The organism is Arthrobacter sp. MW3 TE3886 (genome assembly GCF_041262145.1).
In the GTDB taxonomy this organism is placed as follows: domain Bacteria; phylum Actinomycetota; class Actinomycetes; order Actinomycetales; family Micrococcaceae; genus Arthrobacter.
Genome location: NZ_JBGCAN010000001.1, coordinates 748,032 through 765,610, shown reverse-complemented (window position 1 = coordinate 765,610; position 17,579 = coordinate 748,032). Strand labels below are relative to the sequence as shown.

At 69.9% G+C, this 17,579-nt stretch carries 15 protein-coding genes and 1 pseudogene; 9 read left to right on the top strand and 7 right to left on the bottom strand.

The features are described 5' to 3' along the window. Positions 1-68: 68 nt before the first annotated feature. Both ABH915_RS03590 and ABH915_RS03585 read left to right on the top strand, forming a co-directional pair. A complete protein-coding gene (locus ABH915_RS03590) occupies positions 69-1,091 on the top strand; it encodes an LLM class flavin-dependent oxidoreductase (RefSeq protein ID WP_370124923.1) in 1,023 nt (340 codons plus the stop codon). 44 nt (positions 1,092-1,135) lie between these two features. Then, complete coding sequence (locus ABH915_RS03585) at positions 1,136-3,076, top strand: glycogen debranching N-terminal domain-containing protein (RefSeq protein WP_370117882.1); 1,941 nt, start codon at positions 1,136-1,138, stop codon at positions 3,074-3,076. On the opposite strand, the gene ABH915_RS03580 is transcribed toward ABH915_RS03585, so the two are convergent. Both ABH915_RS03580 and ABH915_RS03575 read right to left on the bottom strand, forming a co-directional pair. After that, entirely contained in the window at positions 3,029-3,811 is a 783-nt protein-coding gene (locus ABH915_RS03580; protein ID WP_370117879.1) for a phosphatase PAP2 family protein, read from the bottom strand. The two genes, ABH915_RS03585 and ABH915_RS03580, sit on opposite strands and share 48 nt — an antisense overlap. A gap of 89 nt (positions 3,812-3,900) precedes the next feature. Then, positions 3,901-4,500, bottom strand: a complete 600-nt coding sequence (locus ABH915_RS03575; RefSeq protein WP_370117876.1) for a YdeI family protein — start codon at positions 4,498-4,500, stop codon at positions 3,901-3,903. 92 nt (positions 4,501-4,592) lie between these two features. Here ABH915_RS03575 and ABH915_RS03570 point away from each other — a divergent pair, with 92 nt between their 5' ends. Further along, positions 4,593-5,372 carry a VOC family protein gene (locus ABH915_RS03570; protein WP_370117873.1) on the top strand — a complete coding sequence of 260 codons (780 nt, stop codon included), beginning with the start codon at positions 4,593-4,595 and terminating at the stop codon, positions 5,370-5,372. 65 nt (positions 5,373-5,437) lie between these two features. Here the strand turns inward: ABH915_RS03570 and ABH915_RS03565 are convergent, their stop codons facing one another. The 5 genes from ABH915_RS03565 to ABH915_RS03545 are packed head-to-tail and all read right to left on the bottom strand — an operon-like array spanning position 5,438 to position 12,920. Next, the gene (locus ABH915_RS03565; RefSeq protein ID WP_370117870.1) at positions 5,438-6,700 is read right to left on the bottom strand and encodes a M20 family metallo-hydrolase; all 1,263 of its coding nucleotides are present in this window, start codon (positions 6,698-6,700) and stop codon (positions 5,438-5,440) included. Positions 6,701-6,709: 9 nt separating this feature from the next. Further along, entirely contained in the window at positions 6,710-8,485 is a 1,776-nt protein-coding gene (locus ABH915_RS03560) for an amidohydrolase (RefSeq protein ID WP_370117867.1), read from the bottom strand. Between the two features lie 20 nt (positions 8,486-8,505). Further along, on the bottom strand, positions 8,506-9,933 hold the full coding sequence (locus ABH915_RS03555) for a gamma-aminobutyraldehyde dehydrogenase (RefSeq protein WP_370117865.1): 1,428 nt from the start codon (positions 9,931-9,933) through the stop codon (positions 8,506-8,508). 12 nt (positions 9,934-9,945) lie between these two features. Beyond that, positions 9,946-11,586: a thiamine pyrophosphate-dependent enzyme gene (locus tag ABH915_RS03550; protein WP_370117863.1), complete on the bottom strand. Its 1,641-nt coding sequence runs from the start codon at positions 11,584-11,586 to the stop codon at positions 9,946-9,948. Then, the gene (locus tag ABH915_RS03545) at positions 11,583-12,920 is read right to left on the bottom strand and encodes an MFS transporter (RefSeq protein ID WP_370117860.1); all 1,338 of its coding nucleotides are present in this window, start codon (positions 12,918-12,920) and stop codon (positions 11,583-11,585) included. The genes ABH915_RS03550 and ABH915_RS03545 overlap by 4 nt, the downstream gene beginning before the upstream one ends. A gap of 223 nt (positions 12,921-13,143) precedes the next feature. On the opposite strand from ABH915_RS03545, the gene ABH915_RS03540 reads away from it, so the two are divergent. The 6 genes and pseudogenes from ABH915_RS03540 (at position 13,144) to ABH915_RS03515 (ending at position 17,525) form a co-directional block, all read left to right on the top strand. Further along, positions 13,144-14,337, top strand: coding sequence for a PucR family transcriptional regulator (locus ABH915_RS03540; protein WP_370117857.1), 1,194 nt, complete (start codon positions 13,144-13,146; stop codon positions 14,335-14,337). Between the two features lie 133 nt (positions 14,338-14,470). Next, positions 14,471-15,859, top strand: a complete 1,389-nt coding sequence (locus ABH915_RS03535; RefSeq protein ID WP_370117854.1) for an MFS transporter — start codon at positions 14,471-14,473, stop codon at positions 15,857-15,859. Beyond that, complete coding sequence (locus tag ABH915_RS03530) at positions 15,856-16,314, top strand: RidA family protein (protein ID WP_370117852.1); 459 nt, start codon at positions 15,856-15,858, stop codon at positions 16,312-16,314. Before ABH915_RS03535 ends, ABH915_RS03530 begins: the two co-directional genes overlap by 4 nt. Continuing rightward, positions 16,245-16,538, top strand: a pseudogene (locus tag ABH915_RS03525) (hypothetical protein); the annotation flags it as partial. The gene ABH915_RS03530 and the pseudogene ABH915_RS03525, both read left to right, overlap by 70 nt. Before the next feature lie 16 nt (positions 16,539-16,554). After that, positions 16,555-16,941: an RraA family protein gene (locus tag ABH915_RS03520; RefSeq protein WP_370117849.1), complete on the top strand. Its 387-nt coding sequence runs from the start codon at positions 16,555-16,557 to the stop codon at positions 16,939-16,941. A gap of 44 nt (positions 16,942-16,985) precedes the next feature. Then, a complete protein-coding gene (locus ABH915_RS03515) occupies positions 16,986-17,525 on the top strand; it encodes an NUDIX hydrolase family protein (protein WP_018774344.1) in 540 nt (179 codons plus the stop codon). Positions 17,526-17,579 lie beyond the last annotated feature (54 nt).

Here is a 17,579-nt window from a genome sequence, read left to right as displayed (position 1 = left end):
GAAACGGGATGGGGCGAGGCTGAGGCCCCGCGGGAATAAGAACCGCGGCCACCATGTTCGTTTCCGGTGTGAAGAACATCGGATTCCTGTCCTTCGGCCATTGGACCGACCACCCGGATTCCGGCACGCGCACCGCGTCGGACGCGCTGTTGCAGGCGATCGACCTCGCGGTCGCGGCCGAGGAGCTGGGTGCGGACGGCGCCTACTTCCGAGTCCACCACTTCGCGCAGCAATACGCCTCACCGTTCCCGCTGCTCGCTGCGATCGGGGCCCGGACAAACCGCATCGAGATCGGCACCGGCGTGATCGACATGCGCTACGAGAACCCGCTCTACATGGCGGAGGACGCCGGCGCGGCCGACCTGATCTCGGGCGGCCGGCTGCAGCTGGGCATCAGCAGGGGTTCACCCGAGCAGGTCATCGACGGGTGGCGTCATTTCGGCTTCGCCCCCGCCGAGGGCGAGTCGGACGCCGACATGGGCCGCAGGCACACCGAGCGGCTGCTCGAGGTGCTCACTGGCAAGGGCTTCGCTGCGCCGAGCCCCCGCCCGATGTTCCCGAACCCTCCGGGCCTGCTGCGCGTGGAGCCGCACTCGGAGGGCCTGCGCGAGCGCATCTGGTGGGGCTCCGGCTCGAACGCCACGGCCATCTGGGCGGCGAAGCTCGGCATGAACCTGCAGAGCTCCACGCTGAAGGATGATGAGACCGGCAAGCCCTTCCACGTCCAGCAGGCCGAGCAAATCGAGCACTACCGGCAGGCCTGGAAGGAGGCGGGGCACGAGCGAGCGCCGCGCGTCTCGGTCAGCCGCAGCATCTTCGCGCTGACGGACGAGCGCGACTGGCACTACTTCGGCCGCGACCGCCACAGCTCCGACCAGGTGGGCAACATCGACGAGAAAACGCGCGCGGTCTTTGGCCGCTCCTACGCCGGTGCCCCGGACGAGCTGGCCGCGAAGCTGGCCGAGGACGAGGCGATCGCCGCGGCAGACACCCTGCTGCTCACGGTCCCGAACCAGCTCGGTGTCGACTACAACGCCCACGTCATCGAGTCGATCCTGAAGTATGTGGCGCCGCAGCTGGGCTGGCGCTAACCCCTCGCATTGAGACCGCCCGGTGCCCGGCATAGGGTAGGCGGATGACTGTTCAGCCAGGCCTGCACCGCCAACACTGCTCCGTTGCCGCCCCCACCCAGCTGTGGCTCGATCCTGACGGCCGCCTGGCCGGCGAGGTCAAACCGCCCGGCGCCGGCGACCCTGCTGAGCCGGCCGGGTTCACCGGGCTGCTCCACGGCGACACCCGGATGCTGTGCCGGGCGCTCGTGCGCGTCAACGGCCTGGAGCCCGAACCGGCGGCCGTCGAGACGGAGCCCGGCGGCGTCCTGCGCGTCCGGGGACTGGTCCGGGGCATCCCGGGACCCACGGAGGATCCCGCCGTCGAGCTCCTCCAGACCTGGACCGTGACGCCGGGCCTGGTGCGGCACACCCTGCAGCTGCGCACCTCCCTGGATTCCCTCGACGTCGAAGTCGACGTCGAGCTCGCCGCCGACTTCACCGACATGGCCCAGATCCGCCTCAGCCGCTTCCGTGACGTGTCCGGGCCGGTCTCTGCCGATGAGTCCACGCTGCGCTGGCAGGAGGGCGGCAAGACCCTGGCGGTCGCGGCCGCCGGCGCCGTCACCCCGGAAGGCCACCTCGCCTGGCGCGGAACCCTGGGCCGGGGCCGGCCGTTCGAGGCCGAATGGCAGGCCGTCCTGACCGATCATGAGGACGCCGTCGTGGCTGCCCGTCCGCCCGCGGCCCGGCCCACGCGGACCGGGCCGGTGGGGGCCCTGGGCCTGCTCCTGGATAACTCCCTCGATGACGTGGCCGGGCTCCGGCTGGCGACCCGCCAGCTGCCGGACGCCCCGTTCATCGCCGCCGGGGCGCCGTGGTACTTCACGCTGTTCGGGCGGGATTCGCTGTGGGCGGCGCGGCTGCTGCTGCCCTTGGACAGCGGCCCGGACAACGGGCTGGCGGCGGGCACACTGCGCGCGCTGGCGGCTTTCCAGGGCACCCGGACGGACGCGGCGGCCGCCGAGGAGCCCGGCAAGATCCTGCACGAGCTGCGGTCCAAGGAACTGGTGCTGGAGAGCCAGAACCTGCGCCTGCCGCCGGTGTACTTCGGGGCCGTGGATTCCACCCCGCTGTGGCTGTGCCTGCTCGGGGAACTCTGGCGCACCGGCCGGGACGAGGACGCCGTCCGGTCGCTGCTGCCGAACGCGGCACGCGCCGCGGAATGGCTGCTCGCCGCCGGCGCCCCCGGAACGGACGACGCAGCGGACGGCGCAGCCGGCAACGGCGGGTTCCTCAGCTACCGTGACTCCACGGGCCACGGCCTGAGCAACCAGGGCTGGAAGGATTCCCGGGACGCCATGCAGTTCCGCGACGGCCGGCAGGCGGAGGGGCCCATCGCCCTGTCCGAGGTGCAGGCCTACGCGTACCAGGCAGCCATGGAAACGGCCGACCTGTTCGACGCGTTCGGGGAACCGGGCGCCCAGGCGCTGCGCGACTTCGCCGCAGCCCTCCGGCTCCGGTTCCGGGAGCGCTTCTGGGTTGAGGACGACGGCGGGCCGTTCCCCGCCATGGCCCTGGACGGGCACGGGGTCCCCCTGGACATCCCGGGCTCGAACATGGGGCACCTGCTGGGCACGGGCATCCTGGACGCGGCCGAAGCCCGGATCGTCGCGGACCGGCTGGTGAGCCCCGAGCTGTTCTCCGGTTACGGCGTGCACACGATTTCGCGGCGGGCCGCAGGGTTCTGGCCCTTCAGCTACCACTGCGGCTCGGTCTGGAGCCACGACACCGCCATCGCGATCCGCGGCCTCCTGGCCGACGGTTTCATCGCCGAGGCACGGATCCTCGCCGACGGTCTGCTCGCGGCGGCGGCCTCCTTCGGGCACCGGTTGCCGGAGGTGTTCGCCGGGGTGCGGGCCGAGGACTCGGGCGTCGCGGTGCCGTATCCGGCGTCGTGTCACCCGCAGGCGTGGTCCTCAGCCTCGGCGGTGGTGATCGCCCAGGCGATGGGTGTCGGGCTCTGACGGTCCCGCTGCCGCTGGATGTTCCCCGGACGGGGCCGCGGCGGCGCGCAGCCCGTCGGCCAGGATGACGGCGCCGGTCACGGCGAGCGCCAGGCCCATGGAGGCGAGCACGTCGGTCAGCCAGTGGTACCCCAGGTACAGGCAGCTGAAGGCGACCACCAGTGTCCCGGCAGCCGCTGCCGCGAAGCCGAGCACCGACGTCGACCTTTTGCCTGTCCGCGTGCCGCGGGCCGCCAGCAGCAAGTAGCTGAGGACGCACAGGAAGACGCCGGCCCCGAAAGTATGGCCGGAGGGAAAGGACAGGGCGTCGTCCGGTCCCAGCATGAAGCCGCTGGCGGCGGGCCGGCTCCGGCCGACGTCGTGCTTCACCAGCGTGGACACCGCGAAGGTGGCCGCCATGGCGCCGACCAGCAGGGCGGGACGCCAGACTTCACGCTTGAAGACCGCCCAGGCCAGTGCCACGGCGCAGCCGATCACCGTCATCCACAGCGGCGACGCCACCGTGGTCACGGCCGCCAGGACGGCGGTGGCGAGGGGGTTCCGGGACGCCACGAGTCCGTCGTGTACCGGCGCGTCCAGGTCGGCCAGGCCGCTGTTCGACTGCACGGCGGCGAGCACGGTCCAGAAGATCGCCTCCCCGGCGATCAGCAGGCCCGCAGCCACGAAGAAGAGCCGCCGCTGGGACGGCAGCGGCAGGGGTGCAGTGGGTCGCGGGGCACGCTGGGCAAGGAGCATCGCCCAATCCTTCCAGCTTCAACTCCCTGCAGCCCGGAGGGCTGCTGGGAATTCTCTGGGATGCGCCCCGGGGCGGCTACCGTTCTCTGCTACGGTTTTCCGGGCCGCCTGGTCTGTGGGTACGGCGTTTCGAACCGGGCCAGCATCTCCACGAACCCGGCGATCTTCCGCTCCCGGGTCGAGGCCTGCTTGACCGAGTTGGTGCGGTAGATCAGGGCAAACCGGTTCACGGACGTCAGGACCTCGAACATCGCCTGCGCCCGCGGGTCCGCCGCGATGGCGGCGGCGAGGTCATCCGGGACTTCCGCCGTCGCCGAGCCCGAATAGGCGGCCTCCCAGCGCCCGTCCGCCTTGGCGGCGGCGACGGCCGCCTGCCCGGCGGGTGCCATCCGCCCCGCCGCCTCCAGGCGGTCAATCCGCTCCACGTTCCGGGCCGACCACACGCTCTTGGGTCCCCGCCGGGTCATCCGCTGGAACGAGCTTTCCTCGTCCCGGCGCCGCCCCTGCCCGTCGATCCAGCCGAAACACAGCGCCTCCTGCAGCGCGGCCTCGTAGTCGAGCTCCGTCACCGATCCGCCCTTCTTGTGCAGCACGAGCCACACGCCGGGACTCTGCGCGTGGTGTTGCTCCAGCCAGGCGCGCCACTCGGCGGCGTCCTTCACCAGCAGTTCCTCCAGTTCAACAGCCATGGGCCCATTGTGCCCTGCTGTGCTGACCGGAGGGGTGCTTTGGTGGCACCATGTCAGGAGGAGCCAAAAACCGTCCCTCGCAAGGAGATCCCATGCTGCGCGTCCGCCCGATCCACTACACCTCCCGCATGGACCAGTGGGAGGGCCTGCTGTCCGCCCTCGGCATGGTCCGGACGGTCGACGACGGCGACTGGCAGGAGTTCGACGCCGGCTCGGGCCGCCTCGCGCTGCACCGGGTGGCGGCGGTCGCCGCCGGGGCGGATGCCGGGGACGGAGCCGGTCAGGACGGCACTGCCCTGGATGGAAAGACGGACTTCGGCGTCGAGGTCGGGGATCTGGCGGAGTTCGCACGCCGCACCAACGCCGCCGGCGGGGAGGACGGGACCGCCCCGGCCGAGCTGGTCAGCGCCCGCCACGGCGATACCTGCCGCATCACGGGCGGGGACGGCTTCGCTTTCTTCGCGGACAAGGCCGCCCACGGCGCGCAGTGTGCGGACGCCGATCCTGCCCTCGCCGTCGTCGAAGTCTGGTTCACGCCGGACGCGGCCGCCGCCGCGCAAACCCTGCGGAACATGGGCGCCCGGCTGCGGCCGGCCCCGGACGATGACGAAACGGCGGATTTCACTGCGAAGAACGGCGGTGTGCTGATGGTCCGGCCCGCCAGCGGCGCCGCCCGGACCGGCCTGGGGTTTGAATACACCGGCGATCTCGCCGGCCTGCGGGACCGCCTCGCGGCCGCCGGCCACCGGGTCAGCCTGACGGAAGAGGCCTTCGGGCGGACCCTGCACGTGGCCAACCCGGACGCGGCCGACCTGCCGGAGAACCCCCACGGGGCGATGCTCTGGATCTCGCATAAGCCCGAAGGCGCTTGAGGCGGTCCTGGTCAGGCGCCTGGGGGTTCCGCCGCTGCGGCAGCGGAGGAACCCCGGGTCCTCGGTCAGTCCTCCAGCGCCCCGTTGCAGAGCCGGTTCACTACCTCGGTGAGCATCGCCAGGCCAGCCACGATGTCCTCGTCCGTGGTGTATTCGTGCTCGTTGTGGGAGATCCCGTCCACGCTGGGCACAAACAGCATGACCGTCGGGACGAGGTCCTTCATGTTGGTCGAATCGTGCCCGGCCAGGGTCATGACCTGCTTGTTGGCCAGGCCCAGGTCCGCCGCCACCTTGGCCGCGAGTTCCACGCCCTCGGGCTGGTAGGGGGTGACGGGCCAGGTGTGGGCGTGGTTGCGCTCCACTGTGACGTTCGCCAGCCGTTCGATCCCGGCGATCCGCTCGTCCAGCAGGGCGTCGGCCTCGGCAAGGACGGCTTCGTCGGCGCTGCGCAGGTCCAGCAGCAGGCTCACCCGGGACGGCACCACCACGGGCGAGTTGGGGTAGACGTTCAGTTGCCCCACGGAGGTGTGCAGCACGCCGGGGAAGGTGTCGGCGAGTTCCCGGGCGGCGACCACCATCATGGACGCGCCCAGCAGTGCGTCCTTCCGGTCGGCAATCACGGTGGAGCCGGTGTGGGCCTGCTCGCCGTGGACCACGAACTCGTATTTATTGGCCGCCCAGTTGGAGTTCACCAGGCCGATGGTGATGCCTTCGCGTTCCATGCTCCGGCCCTGTTCAATGTGGATTTCGGCGCAGTACGCGGCTTCGGGGCCCTCGTAGGTGCCCCGGCAGCCGATGGCGTCCAGTGCCTCGCGGACCGAGACTCCGGCCGCGTCCGTGGTGGCCAGCGCGGTTTCGAGTTCGAGCTTTCCGGTGTAGACGGAGGAGCCCATCATGGACGGCTTGAAGCGGGAGCCCTCCTCGTTGAACCAGTTGACCACCGCGATGTTGAACCGGGGCTGCCCGGCGTCTCCGGCCGCGGCCCACTGCTCCACGAGCCGGAACGCCGCGTGGGCTGCGGCGAGCACGCCGTACGCGCCGTCGTAGCGTCCCGCCGTCGGCTGGGAATCCATGTGGGAACCCACCACGACGAACGGGGCACCCGGCACGGCCTCGTACAGGCCCCACTGGTTGCCGGCCCGGTCGAACCGGACGGTGAAGCCGTTGGCCTCCAGCAGGCCGGTGAGCCATTGCCGCTGCTGGCCGTCCGGCACGCTGGCGGCCTGGCGTTCCACGCCGCCGTTCTCGGTGGCGCCGAATTCGCTCATGATGTGGAAGTCCCGCACGAACGCGGCGTCGCGGGTGCTGAAAGAGGTCTGAGTGGTCACGGTGTTCCCCTATGAACGGTTGGTGGCTGCGCTGAAGAATGGACCGGTTGCGGCCGAATCGACCGCAACCGGGGACGTGAGGCCGGGGCTCCGGAACGTGAAGTTCCCCCCGACGGCGGTGGCCAGCACCTGGAGTTCGGCGATGCTGGCCGCGGTGAGCGGGGACCCGGACAGGACGGCGAAGTCGGCGAGCTTCCCGGCGGTCAGTGAACCCTTGACGCCGGAGGCGCCGGTGGCTGCTGCGGCGCCGGTGGTGTAGGCCGCCAGGGCCTGGAGCGGGCCCAGCCGCTCGTCCGGGTTCCCGAACACGGCCCCGGAGGCGGTGCGCCGGTCCACGAAGGCCTGCATCCCGCGGAGCACGTTTCCGTCCGCCACGGGCCGGTCGGAGCTGCCGGCGAGGGTCACCCCGGCGGACAGGAACGACGCCGCCCGGTAGGCCCAGCCGAGCCGTTCCGGGCCGAGGGACAGCGTCATGCCGTCCCCGCCTCCGGCGAAGAAGCTCGCCTGCGGGGTGACGGCGATGTCCGCAGCGGCCAGCCGTTGCAGCTGTTCCGGCCGGGTCATCGAGGCATGTTCGATCCTGTTGGGCACGGCCCGGGGGCCGTATTTGGCGGCGCAGGCGGTGATGATGTCGATCGCGAGGTCAACGGCGCGGTCGCCGATGGCGTGCGCCGCGATCGACCAGCCGGCCGCGTAGGCGGCCTCGATCTTTGTCCGCAGCGCGTCCGGCTCGGCCTGGAAGTAGCCGGTGTTCCCGGTGTTGTCCGTCCCGCCGTGGCTGCAGTAGTCCTGGCTGACCGCCGCTGTTTCGCCGAGCAGTGACCCGTCCAGGAACACCTTCGCCGGGCCCAGGGACAGGAAGTCGCCGCCGAAGCCGCTGGCGATGCCCAGGTCCAGTCCGGCCGGCGCGGTGCCCGGCGGGTGCTGCCCGCCGAGCGGGTGCAGCACGTCCAGGACGGGCATCAGCTGCGCCCGGGCGTGGAGCCTGCCCGCGGCCGCCGCCCGCTGGTAGGCGGCCAGCTCGACGGGGCTGTGGCCGATCCAGCCGCCGCCGATCCCGGCCTCGGTGAAGCTCGTGATGCCCTCTGCGGCGTAGTGGCGGGTGGCCCGGTCCAGTGCGGCTTCGATCGCCTCGGACGGGTACGGCAGGATCAGCTGCTGGATCAGCTGTTGCGCGGTTTCCTGGACCAGCCCGGTGGGGCGGCCGTCGGCGTCGCGGACTATGACGCCGCCGTCGGGATCCGGAAACGACGCCGGTTCCGCGCCGGCCAGCCGGAGCGCGGCAGTGTTGACCACGGCCATGTGGCCGGAGTTGTGCCGTATGAACAGCGGCCGGCTCCCCGTGATCCGGTCCAGGACGGTGATGTCCGGAAACTCGCCGCCGTGCTGGGTCTGGCTGAAGCCGGTGGCCAGCAGCCAGCCCGGCGCCTGGCCGTCCCCGGGCTCCGGCTCAGCCCCTGCCTCAGCCTGTGCCTCTGGCTCTGCATTGCTGTCTGCCGCCATGCCGGCCTCCAGCAGGGCGTAGAGCTGGTTCAGTCCGCGCGCCCCGGAGACGTCCAGTTCACCAAGGCCCAGCCCGAACCAGGTGGTGTGGCAGTGGGCGTCGATGAAGCCGGGGGTCACGGTGGCGCCGCCGAGGTCCAGGACCTCGGCGGCCTCCAGCCCGTCCAGGTCATCGTCGAGGCCCACAATCCGGCCCTGCCAGACCCCCAGCGACGTGGCATGCGGGCGGCGGGCGTCCATGGTGATGATGTCCGCGTTGCGCAGCAGCAGATCGAGTTTCATTGGTTACCTAGCGTGGTTCTTTAGCGGTGGGAGGTGGTGACCGACTTGATCCGGGTGTAGTCCTCCAGGCCGAAGACGGAGAGGTCCTTGCCGGTGCCGGAGTGCTTGAAACCTCCGTGCGGGGCCTCGGCCGGGATCACCTGGTGGCAATTGATCCAGACGGCGCCGAAGTCCAGTTCGTTGGAGACCCGGGTGACCACTCCGTGGTTGTTGGACCAGACGCTGGAGGCCAGCGCGTACTTGGTCCCGTTGGCGAGCCCCACGGCTTCGGCCTCGTCCCGGAAGGGCTGGATGGTGACGACGGGTCCGAAGATTTCCTCGCAGACCACCTCGTCGGCCTGGAACACGCCGTCGATCACGGTGGGTTCGAAGTGGAAGCCGGCGCCCGTCCGCTTGCCTCCGGCCAGGACCCTGGCGTTCGCGGGCAACCGGGACATGAAGCCTTCCACCCGGTCCAGCTGGGCGGCGCTGTTCAGCGGACCGAGGTCCGCGGCGTCGCCGCCGACCTGCAGCGCTGCGGCCGCTGCGGCGAGCGCGGCACCGAATTCCTGGTGGATGGATTCCTCCACGAGCACACGGGTCACGGCGGTGCAGTCCTGCCCGGCATTGAAGAACGCACCGAGCGCAATCTCCCTGGCGGCCAGGTCAATGTCGGTGTCGGCGAACACGATTGCCGGCGCCTTGCCGCCGAGTTCCAGGTGGACGTCCTTGAGGGTCTTCGACGCCGCGGACATCACCTGCGCCCCGGCCCGGGTGGAGCCGGTGATGGACACCATTTCCGGGATCTCGTGATCCACCATGGCGGCGCCGGTCCCCCGGCCGCCGCAGATGACGTTGACGACGCCCGCCGGGTAGGCCTCCTGTGCCAGCTCGCCCAGCACCAGGGTTGACCAGGGCGTGGTGTCGGCCGGCTTCAGGACGAGCGTGTTGCCGGCGGCGAGCGCAGGTCCGATCTTCCAGATGGCCATCATGAACGGGTAGTTCCACGGGGTGATCTGGGCGACCACGCCGAGGGGTTCGCGCCGGACGGTGGAGGAAAAACCGCGGACATATTCGGTCTGCGCGGTCCCGGACACCACGCGGCAGGCGCCGGCGAAGAAGCGCAGCTGGTCGGCGCCGCGGAGGATCTCGATCTCGCGGGTGATCTGGCGGGGCTTGCCGGTGCAGGCCACCTCGGCGTCCAGGAGCCTGTCGACGTTGGCCTCGATGAGGTCGGCGAGTTTGAGCATCATGGCCTGGCGTTCGGCCGGGGTGGTCCGCTTGTAGCTCTGGAAGGCGGTGTGGGCGGCCTGGAAGGCGCGGTCCACGGTGGCGGCATCGCTGTCCGGGGCGGTGCCGAGCTGGACTCCGGTGGCGGGGTCGAAGAACGGCAGGGTGGCCGCGTCCGAACCGTCGGCGGCACTGCCTGGGACGATCTCACCGTTGATGATGTTGTGCAGGGTGATCATGACGGGCTCCGGTCAGTTGCTGGCGGTCTTGGGTGAGCGGGTGGCGGGGTCCTGCGGCAGGTGCAGGACAGCCGGCAGGCCGGAGTCGACGGCGCGGCGGAAAGCGGCACCGAAGTCCTCTGCCTTCTCGACGCGTTCGCCGTAGCCGCCGTAGGACCGGGCCAGTGCGGCGAAGTCCGGGTTGGTCATGTGGGTGCCCGAGGGCCGGCCCGGGTAGTGGCCTTCCTGGTGCTCACGGATCGTGGCGAAGATGCCGTTGTCCACCACGAGGGCGATGAATTTCCCGCCGTGGCCCATGGCGGTGGCCATTTCCTGGCCGTTCATCATGAAGCAGCCGTCGCCGGCGATGGAAATCACCTGCCGGCCGGGGTAGGCCAGTGAGGCAGCCACCGCCGCCGGGATCCCCATGCCCATGGCCCCGTTGCGGGGTGCCGCGAGTGAGTTCGCGGTGTTGTGCCTCAGGTAGCGGGCCGGCCACAGCGAGTGGTTCCCGGCCCCGTAGGTGATGACGGCGTCGTCGTCCATTTCCTGTTTGAGGATTTCCATGACGACGTCGAGGTCCACATATTTCGAGTCCACTCCGTTGCCGCTGTCCGGCTGCGCGGTGGAAAACTTCTCGTAGTCGGCGCGGGCCCCGGCCAGCCAGCCGGCCGCGGGATCCACCGCGGAATCGGCGGCGGCGAGTGCCGTGGCGAAGGACGCGACGTGGGCCGGGATGTGCTGGTCCAGCCGGCCGAAGTGGCCCAGCAGATCGGCGCCGGGGTGGACGACGACGGTGACGGCATCCAGTCCGCGCTTGTAGCCGTCGGAGAGCACGTCGGCGCGGACGCAGCCGACGAAGACCAGCAGGTCGGCCTCGTCGAGGCGGCGGGCGTTGGCGTCGCTGCGGGCGTAGCCGAGGTAGCCGGCGTAGGCGTCGCTGTTGTGCGGGACGGCGTCGTAGGCGCGGAAATCCGCGAGCACGGGGACTCCGTGGCGGGCGGCCCAGCCGGCCAGCGCGTCGGAGGATGCCTGGTCCCAGCCTTCGCCGCCCACCACGATCAGGGGCTTCCTGGACGCGGCCAGGCGTTTCTCGAGGCCGGCGAGATCGGCTGCTGCAGGTGCCGGGCGGGCGACGGTCCGGGGCTCCACCGTGGCGGATTCGATGGCGTGGACCAGCACGTCCTCGGGGAGGCCGATCACCACGGGACCCGGCCGGCCGCTGAGGGCTGTGAAGATGGCGTCGTCCACCACGCGGGCGGCGGAGGCGGCGTCGTCGAGCGTCACGACCTTCTTGGCGGTGCTGCCGAACCAGGCGTTGATGTCGAATTCCTGGAACGACTCGCGGCCGCGGTCCGCGACCGGGATGAGGCCCACGAACAGGATCATCGGGGTGGCGTCCTGGTGCGCGGTGTGGATGGCGATGAAGGCGTTGGCCGCGCCCGGACCCCGGGTCACCATGGCCACGCCCGGAAGCTCCGTGAGCCGGCCTTCGGTGAGGGCCATGAATCCGGCGCCGCCCTCGTGGCGGGTCACCACGGTTTCAATGGAGGATCCGTGCAGTCCGTCCAGCACATCCAGGAAGCTCTCCCCGGGTACGCCGTAGACGCGCTGGATGCCGGCTCGTTCCAGCTGGGCAACAATCAGGTGCCCGGCGGTGGTTGTGGTGCTCAATGCTTCATTCCCTTTTCTTCGATGCTCAGTGCGGGGAGGAACAGGCCGGACAGCGCGGTCAGCGCGGAGACCACCAGCAAGATGATGGCGCCGGGCCAGAACGAATTGCCGTTGGCGGCCACGAGGGCCGTCGCGATCAGCGGCACGAAGCCGGAGATGACGCCGGCGCTGTTGGAGGTGATGGCGACGCCGGTGTACCGGACCTTCGTGGCGAACAGTGCGGTCAGGGCCGTTCCGGACACGGCGTACGGGACGGACAGGGTGGACACTCCGACGATCATGGCCAGGATGACCAGGCCGGGGTTGGCGGTGTCGATGGCCAGGAAGACGGGTACGGCGATGACGGCGGAGGCGACGCCGCCCCAGAGGATGACCTTGCTGGCGCCGAACTTCTCGCCCATGCGTCCGGCCCAGACCAGCGCGAAGATTTCCACGACGGCGGCCAGCAGCGAGCCGAGCAGCAGCGTTTCGTAGGGCATCTTGAGCACCTTGGTGCCGTAGAAGACCACGAAGCTGGTGATGAGGTAGAAACCGCCGATGCCCAGCAGCGCGGAGCACATGCCCACCAGGATCTGGCGCCAGCTCTTCGTCAGGACGCCGCGGATGGGGGCGTGCTCGGTCTCGCCGGACTCCATGAGTGCTTCGAACTCCGGGGACTCGCTGAGCTTGCTGCGGATCCACATCGAGACGGCCAGCAGCGGGATCGCCGCGATGAACGGGATGCGCCAGCCCCACGCGTCGAAGTTGGCCTGGCCCACCAGATACAGCATTCCGAAGAACCCGCCGGAGGACAGGATGGTGCCGATCGGCGAGCCGAGCTGCGGGAGGGCGGCGTAGCGGGCGCGTTTGGCGACCGGGGCGTTTTCGACGGCGATAATCACCGCGCCGCTCCACTCGCCGCCGACGGCGAGGCCCTGCAGGATGCGCAGCGCGACCAGCAGGATGGGCGCTGCGACGCCGATCGTCATGTAGTTCGGCAGCAGGCCGATGAGACCGGTCACGAGGCCGATGCCCACGATGGTGACCATCAGGATCTTCTTGCGCCCCACCTTGTCGCCCAGGGCGCCGAAGATGAAGCCGCCGATCGGACGGGCCACGAAGCCCACGGCCAGGGTGGCGAAGGAGCTCATGGCCGAGACGAAGGGGTCCTGGGACACGAAGTACTGCGCGTTGAAGACGAGCGCCGCGGCGGTGGTGAACAGGAAGAAGTCGTACCACTCCAGCGCGGTGCCGACGAGGGCCGCGAGGGCGACTTTCTTGGCCACGCTCTCATCGACAACCCCGGGCAACTGCGGACTGGCGGTGGTAGTGGCGTTGCTTGCGCTGCTTGCCATGATTACTCCAAAGAAATGTGACTGGTCTTGACGGCGGCCCCTGTGCGGTCACCCCCATCCGGGGACAGTTCCGTCCGTGGCGATTCGGGCCGAGACGATTCGGGAGCCGACGCTTCCGGCGGGTGTGAGTGGGCTCACGCCTGGTGCTTCATTCCATTCTGCCAGTAGCTTTTTCCAAAATAACTAGCAGTGCGCCACGCTTTGTCGACCCTAGAATGTGAGAATGCACAATTTTGAATCGCCGGGCGACGCTTTCCGCTGGAGTGAGCTGGTGGACCAGCTCGAAGGCCGGCTGGACCTCCTGGCCCAGGCGTTCACCGCCCGGGTCCGGCAAATCCCGGAATACGGCGACAGCCAGGTGACTGTCTTGGAAATCCGGGACACTGCGCGGGAAACGTTCCGCCGGCTCATCCATGGGCTCCGGGGCGGCCCGGCGGACACAGCACGGGACGGGCTGCTCGCCTTTGCCTCGGACCTCGGGTCCAAACGGGCGAGGGCCGGGATACCGCCGGAGTCCCTGACGTCGGCGGTGCGGCTGGACTTCAGCATCCTGTGGGCAGACCTCTTGGAGATCGCCGCACCCGAGGATGCCGGGCTGCTGGCCTCCCGGGTGGACCAGGTCTGGCGGGTCGTCGACGAGTTCGCCACCCGCACCCACATGAGCTACCTGACCGAGCGCGTGCGCATGGCCCAGGAGGAGTCCAGCATCCAGCACGAATTCATCGCCCGGCTGTTCAACCAGAGCACGCCCTCGGCCGAGACGTCCGCGCAGGTTGGCTCCGCCCTGGGCATCGGGCCGGATGCCCGCTGCGGCCTCGTGGCTGCCAGCGGCGACGCCGGCGCCCGCCTCCGTGCGGCCGCAACCCAGTTCGGCGCCGCCCAGCGCCGGCAAAAGATCTTCCTGCACGAATCCGGTGGAAACACGTACCTGTTCTGGCCGCTCCTGTTGTGGACACCGTCGGGGAGGCCCGGGGACACGCGGAACGCGCCCCAGCCGCCGCCGCTCGTGGCGGATATTCCATCCGGCTATGTCCCGGAGGTGCACGGGCTGCGCGGCCTGCCCGCCGCCGCCCGGACCGCAGAGAGCCTCGCGGCCCTGTTGCGCCCCAGCGACGCCGGTCCCCTGTCCGCGGATGCCGCATGGGCCCGGTTTGCCCAGCAAAACCTCCAGGACGCCGGACTCGACCTCGCCGCCCAACTGGAGGAAGCCATGGAGGAATGCCGCGGCGGGGAACGGGAGCGCCTCCGGGAAACGGTGCAGCACTATCTCTCCACCGGCAACATCACGGCCACGGCGGAACAGCTGTTCTGCCACCGGAACACCATCCTGAACCGGCTCAACCGCTTCCAGGAACTGACCGGGATCGACCTGACCATTCCGGCCCAGGCCGCGCGGCTGGTGGTTGCCTGGGCCTGAAAGTTGTGTGAACACACACTGCGGGGCCTTTTTTGGTGGGGTTTTCGCCATTGAGCTGTGATCACCAACACAGAATAGTGGGCTACTACCTTGCACTGGACATTCGTCCCCGCACCCCCATCTGGAGATATTGATGGCTCAATCGGTAGAAACCACCTCCCACGCGGCTGCCCGTCTGGACTTGGCCAAGATGCGTAAGATCGCCCTTGCCAGCGTCATCGGCACCACCGTCGAGTGGTACGACCTCTTTGTTTTCGGCACAGCGTCCGCGCTCGTGTTCAATAAGATCTTCTTCCCCAGCTTCGACCCCATCGTGGGCACCATGCTCGCCTTCGGAACCTTCGCCTCCGCATACATTGCACGCATGGTCGGCGCCATCATCTTCGGCCACTTCGGCGACCGCCTGGGCCGCAAATCCATGCTCCTGATTTCACTGCTGACCATGGGCGCCGCCACGTTCGCCATCGGCCTGCTGCCGGACTACAACAGCATCGGGATCATGGCGCCGCTGCTGCTGCTCTTCCTGCGCGTCATCCAGGGCCTGGCCCTGGGCGGCGAATGGGGCGGCGCCGTCCTGATGACGGTGGAACACGCTCCCGCGTCCAAGCGCGGGTTCTACGGCTCGCTGGTCCAGGTGGGCGTGCCCGCCGGGACCCTGATCGCCAACGTGGCGTTCCTCATTGTCGCCTCGAGCGTCAGCACCGAAGAGCTCCTGGCCTGGGGCTGGCGCATCCCGTTCCTGGCCTCCGCGCTGCTCGTGGCCGTGGGCATCTACATCCGGCTGCACATCGAGGAAACCCCGTCCTTCCAGGCGGTCAAGGAAGCCGGCGCCAAGGCCAAGCTGCCGTTCGCGGCCCTCATGGCCAAGTACTGGAAGCAGGTCATCCTCGGCGGCGTTGCCACCCTGTCCACCGGCAGCACCTTCACCCTGCTCGTCGCCTCCGGCGTCTCCTACGGCAAGAAGGAACTGGGCCACTCGGAGGCCCTGATGCTGTGGGTCGTGCTGGCCGCCTGCGCCCTGTGCTTTGTCCTGATCCCCTTCTTCGGCCGGCTCTCCGACAAGCACGGCCGCAAGCCGATCATCTACGCAGGTGTTGCCGCCGAGGCAGCCCTGGCGTTCCCGATGTTCTGGCTCATGGACACCAAGTCCGTGCCGCTGCTCTTCGTCGCGTACCTCGCCATGATGACGGCCTTCGCCGCGAACTACGGCCCGATCGCCACGTTCCTCGCCGAGCTCTTCGGTTCCAAGGTCCGCTACTCGGGACTGTCCGTGGCCTACATGCTCTCCGGGCTCCTCGGCAGCGCCGCCACGCCGTTCATCACCACCTGGCTGCTGGGCATGACCCACCAGAGTTCCTCCATCGCGTGGTACATCATGGCCGCCGCCCTCGTCTCGCTCGGCGCCTTGTTCGTCCTGACCGAGACCCGGCACGGCAACATTGACGCCGTCGACTCCGCCCCCACCGACGCGGCTACCGACGCGAGCACGGGCCCGTCCGCCGAAGCGGTGGCCGCCAAATGACAGCGCCGCAGGCCGTGCTCCCCACTGTCGATCCCGCGGTTCATCCCGTAAACGGGGCGGTCCGCCGGATCGCGCAGATCCCGGGCGGCGCGGCCGCCGTCGGCCCCTTCTCCCAGGCGGTCGTCGCCAACGGGTTTGTGTTCACCGCCGGCCAGATCCCCGCGATCAGCGGGCTGGATGACCAGCCGGACACGTTCGAGGACCAGGTCCGCCAGACCATCATCAACCTCCGGTCCGTGCTTGAGGCGGCCGGGTCCGGCCTGGAGCACGTGGTCAAGGTCAACGGCTACCTCACGGATCCCAGCCAGCTCGAGGCTTACAACCGGGTCTACTCGGAGTTCTTTGGCGCGGCCAAGCCGGCGCGGACCACCGTCTGCGTGAGCCTGTGGGGCGTGGCGCTGGAGATCGAGTGCGTGGCCGTGGTTGCCGGCGCCACGGCGCCGGACGCTCCGTGAACGCGGTGAACGCCGGGCTTGCCGGCGGGCTCCGCGAGCGGCTCGCCGCCGTCAGTTATCCCACGATCGGGCACTTCCTGGAGGACGGATTCGTGGAGCCTGCCATCCGGTCGCTGCTCGACGGCGTCAAGGTGGCCGGCCCCGCGGTCACGGTTCGCATCGCGGACCACGACGCCTACGCCATGAACCGTGCCCTGCTGCAGCTGTACCCCGGCGCGGTGCTGGTGGTGGACATGTCCGGTGACCACCGGCACGCGCCGGTGGGCGCAGTCACCGCCCGCAGCGGCCACCGCGCAAGGCGCCGCCGGCGTCGTCGTCGACGGCGTGGCCACCGACATCCTGGAACTCCGCGCGACCGGCCTGCCGGTCTTTGCCCGCGGGACCTCGTGCCTGACCACGAAGCGGGTCCGCAGCGCCGGCTCCGCCGTCAATGTTCCGGTGCGGTGCGGCGGCGTCCAGGTCAATCCGGGCGACTGGGTGCTCGGTGACGACAACGGCGTGATCGTCCTGTCCGCGGAGGCGGCAGCCGATGTCCTGGGCCAGGCCCTGGCCTCGGACGCCGCCGAGCCGGCGCTGCTGGCACGGATTGCCGCCAGCGAGCCGCTGGAATCGGTGCTGGCGATCTGAGTGACGGCGCGGGGTTCGGGGACGGGATGGGGTAGAACTTAACCATGAATGTGCGCACCCCTGACCCGAATCCCGGCTGGCTCTCCGACGACGACCTGTTCGAAGCGCGGGGCAGGCTGCCGATGGTCTACGTCGAGGCCGTACCGGTCCGGCTGGACCCCCTCGGATTCGTGAACGAGGTCGGCACCCTCCTGCAGGCCGACGAGGACGGCACCATGGTCCGGTCCCTGGTCTCCGGCCGCGTGCTCTACCGCGAGACCATCCGCGCCGCGCTGCTCCGCCACATGGAGAAGGACCTGGGCCCGCTCGCCTTCCCGCAGCTTCCGGTCAGCCCGGTGCCGTTCACCGTGGCCGAGTACTTCCCGTCCCCGTCCCATACCGGCTTCACGGACGACCGCCAGCACGCCGTTGCCCTGGCGTACATCATTCCTGTGACCGGCGAATGCTCCCCGCGGCAGGACGCCCTCGAGCTGACCTGGATGACCCCGCAGGAGGTCATGAGCACGGACGTGCAGCTGGAATTCAGCGGCGGCCGGGGGGCCCTGATCCGGCAGGCGCTGGCTTTCGCGGGAGTCGGCAACTAGCCGGCACCCTGGGGTCCCGGGCCGTCCGGGGACGCTCGCGGCGTCCCCGGCGTC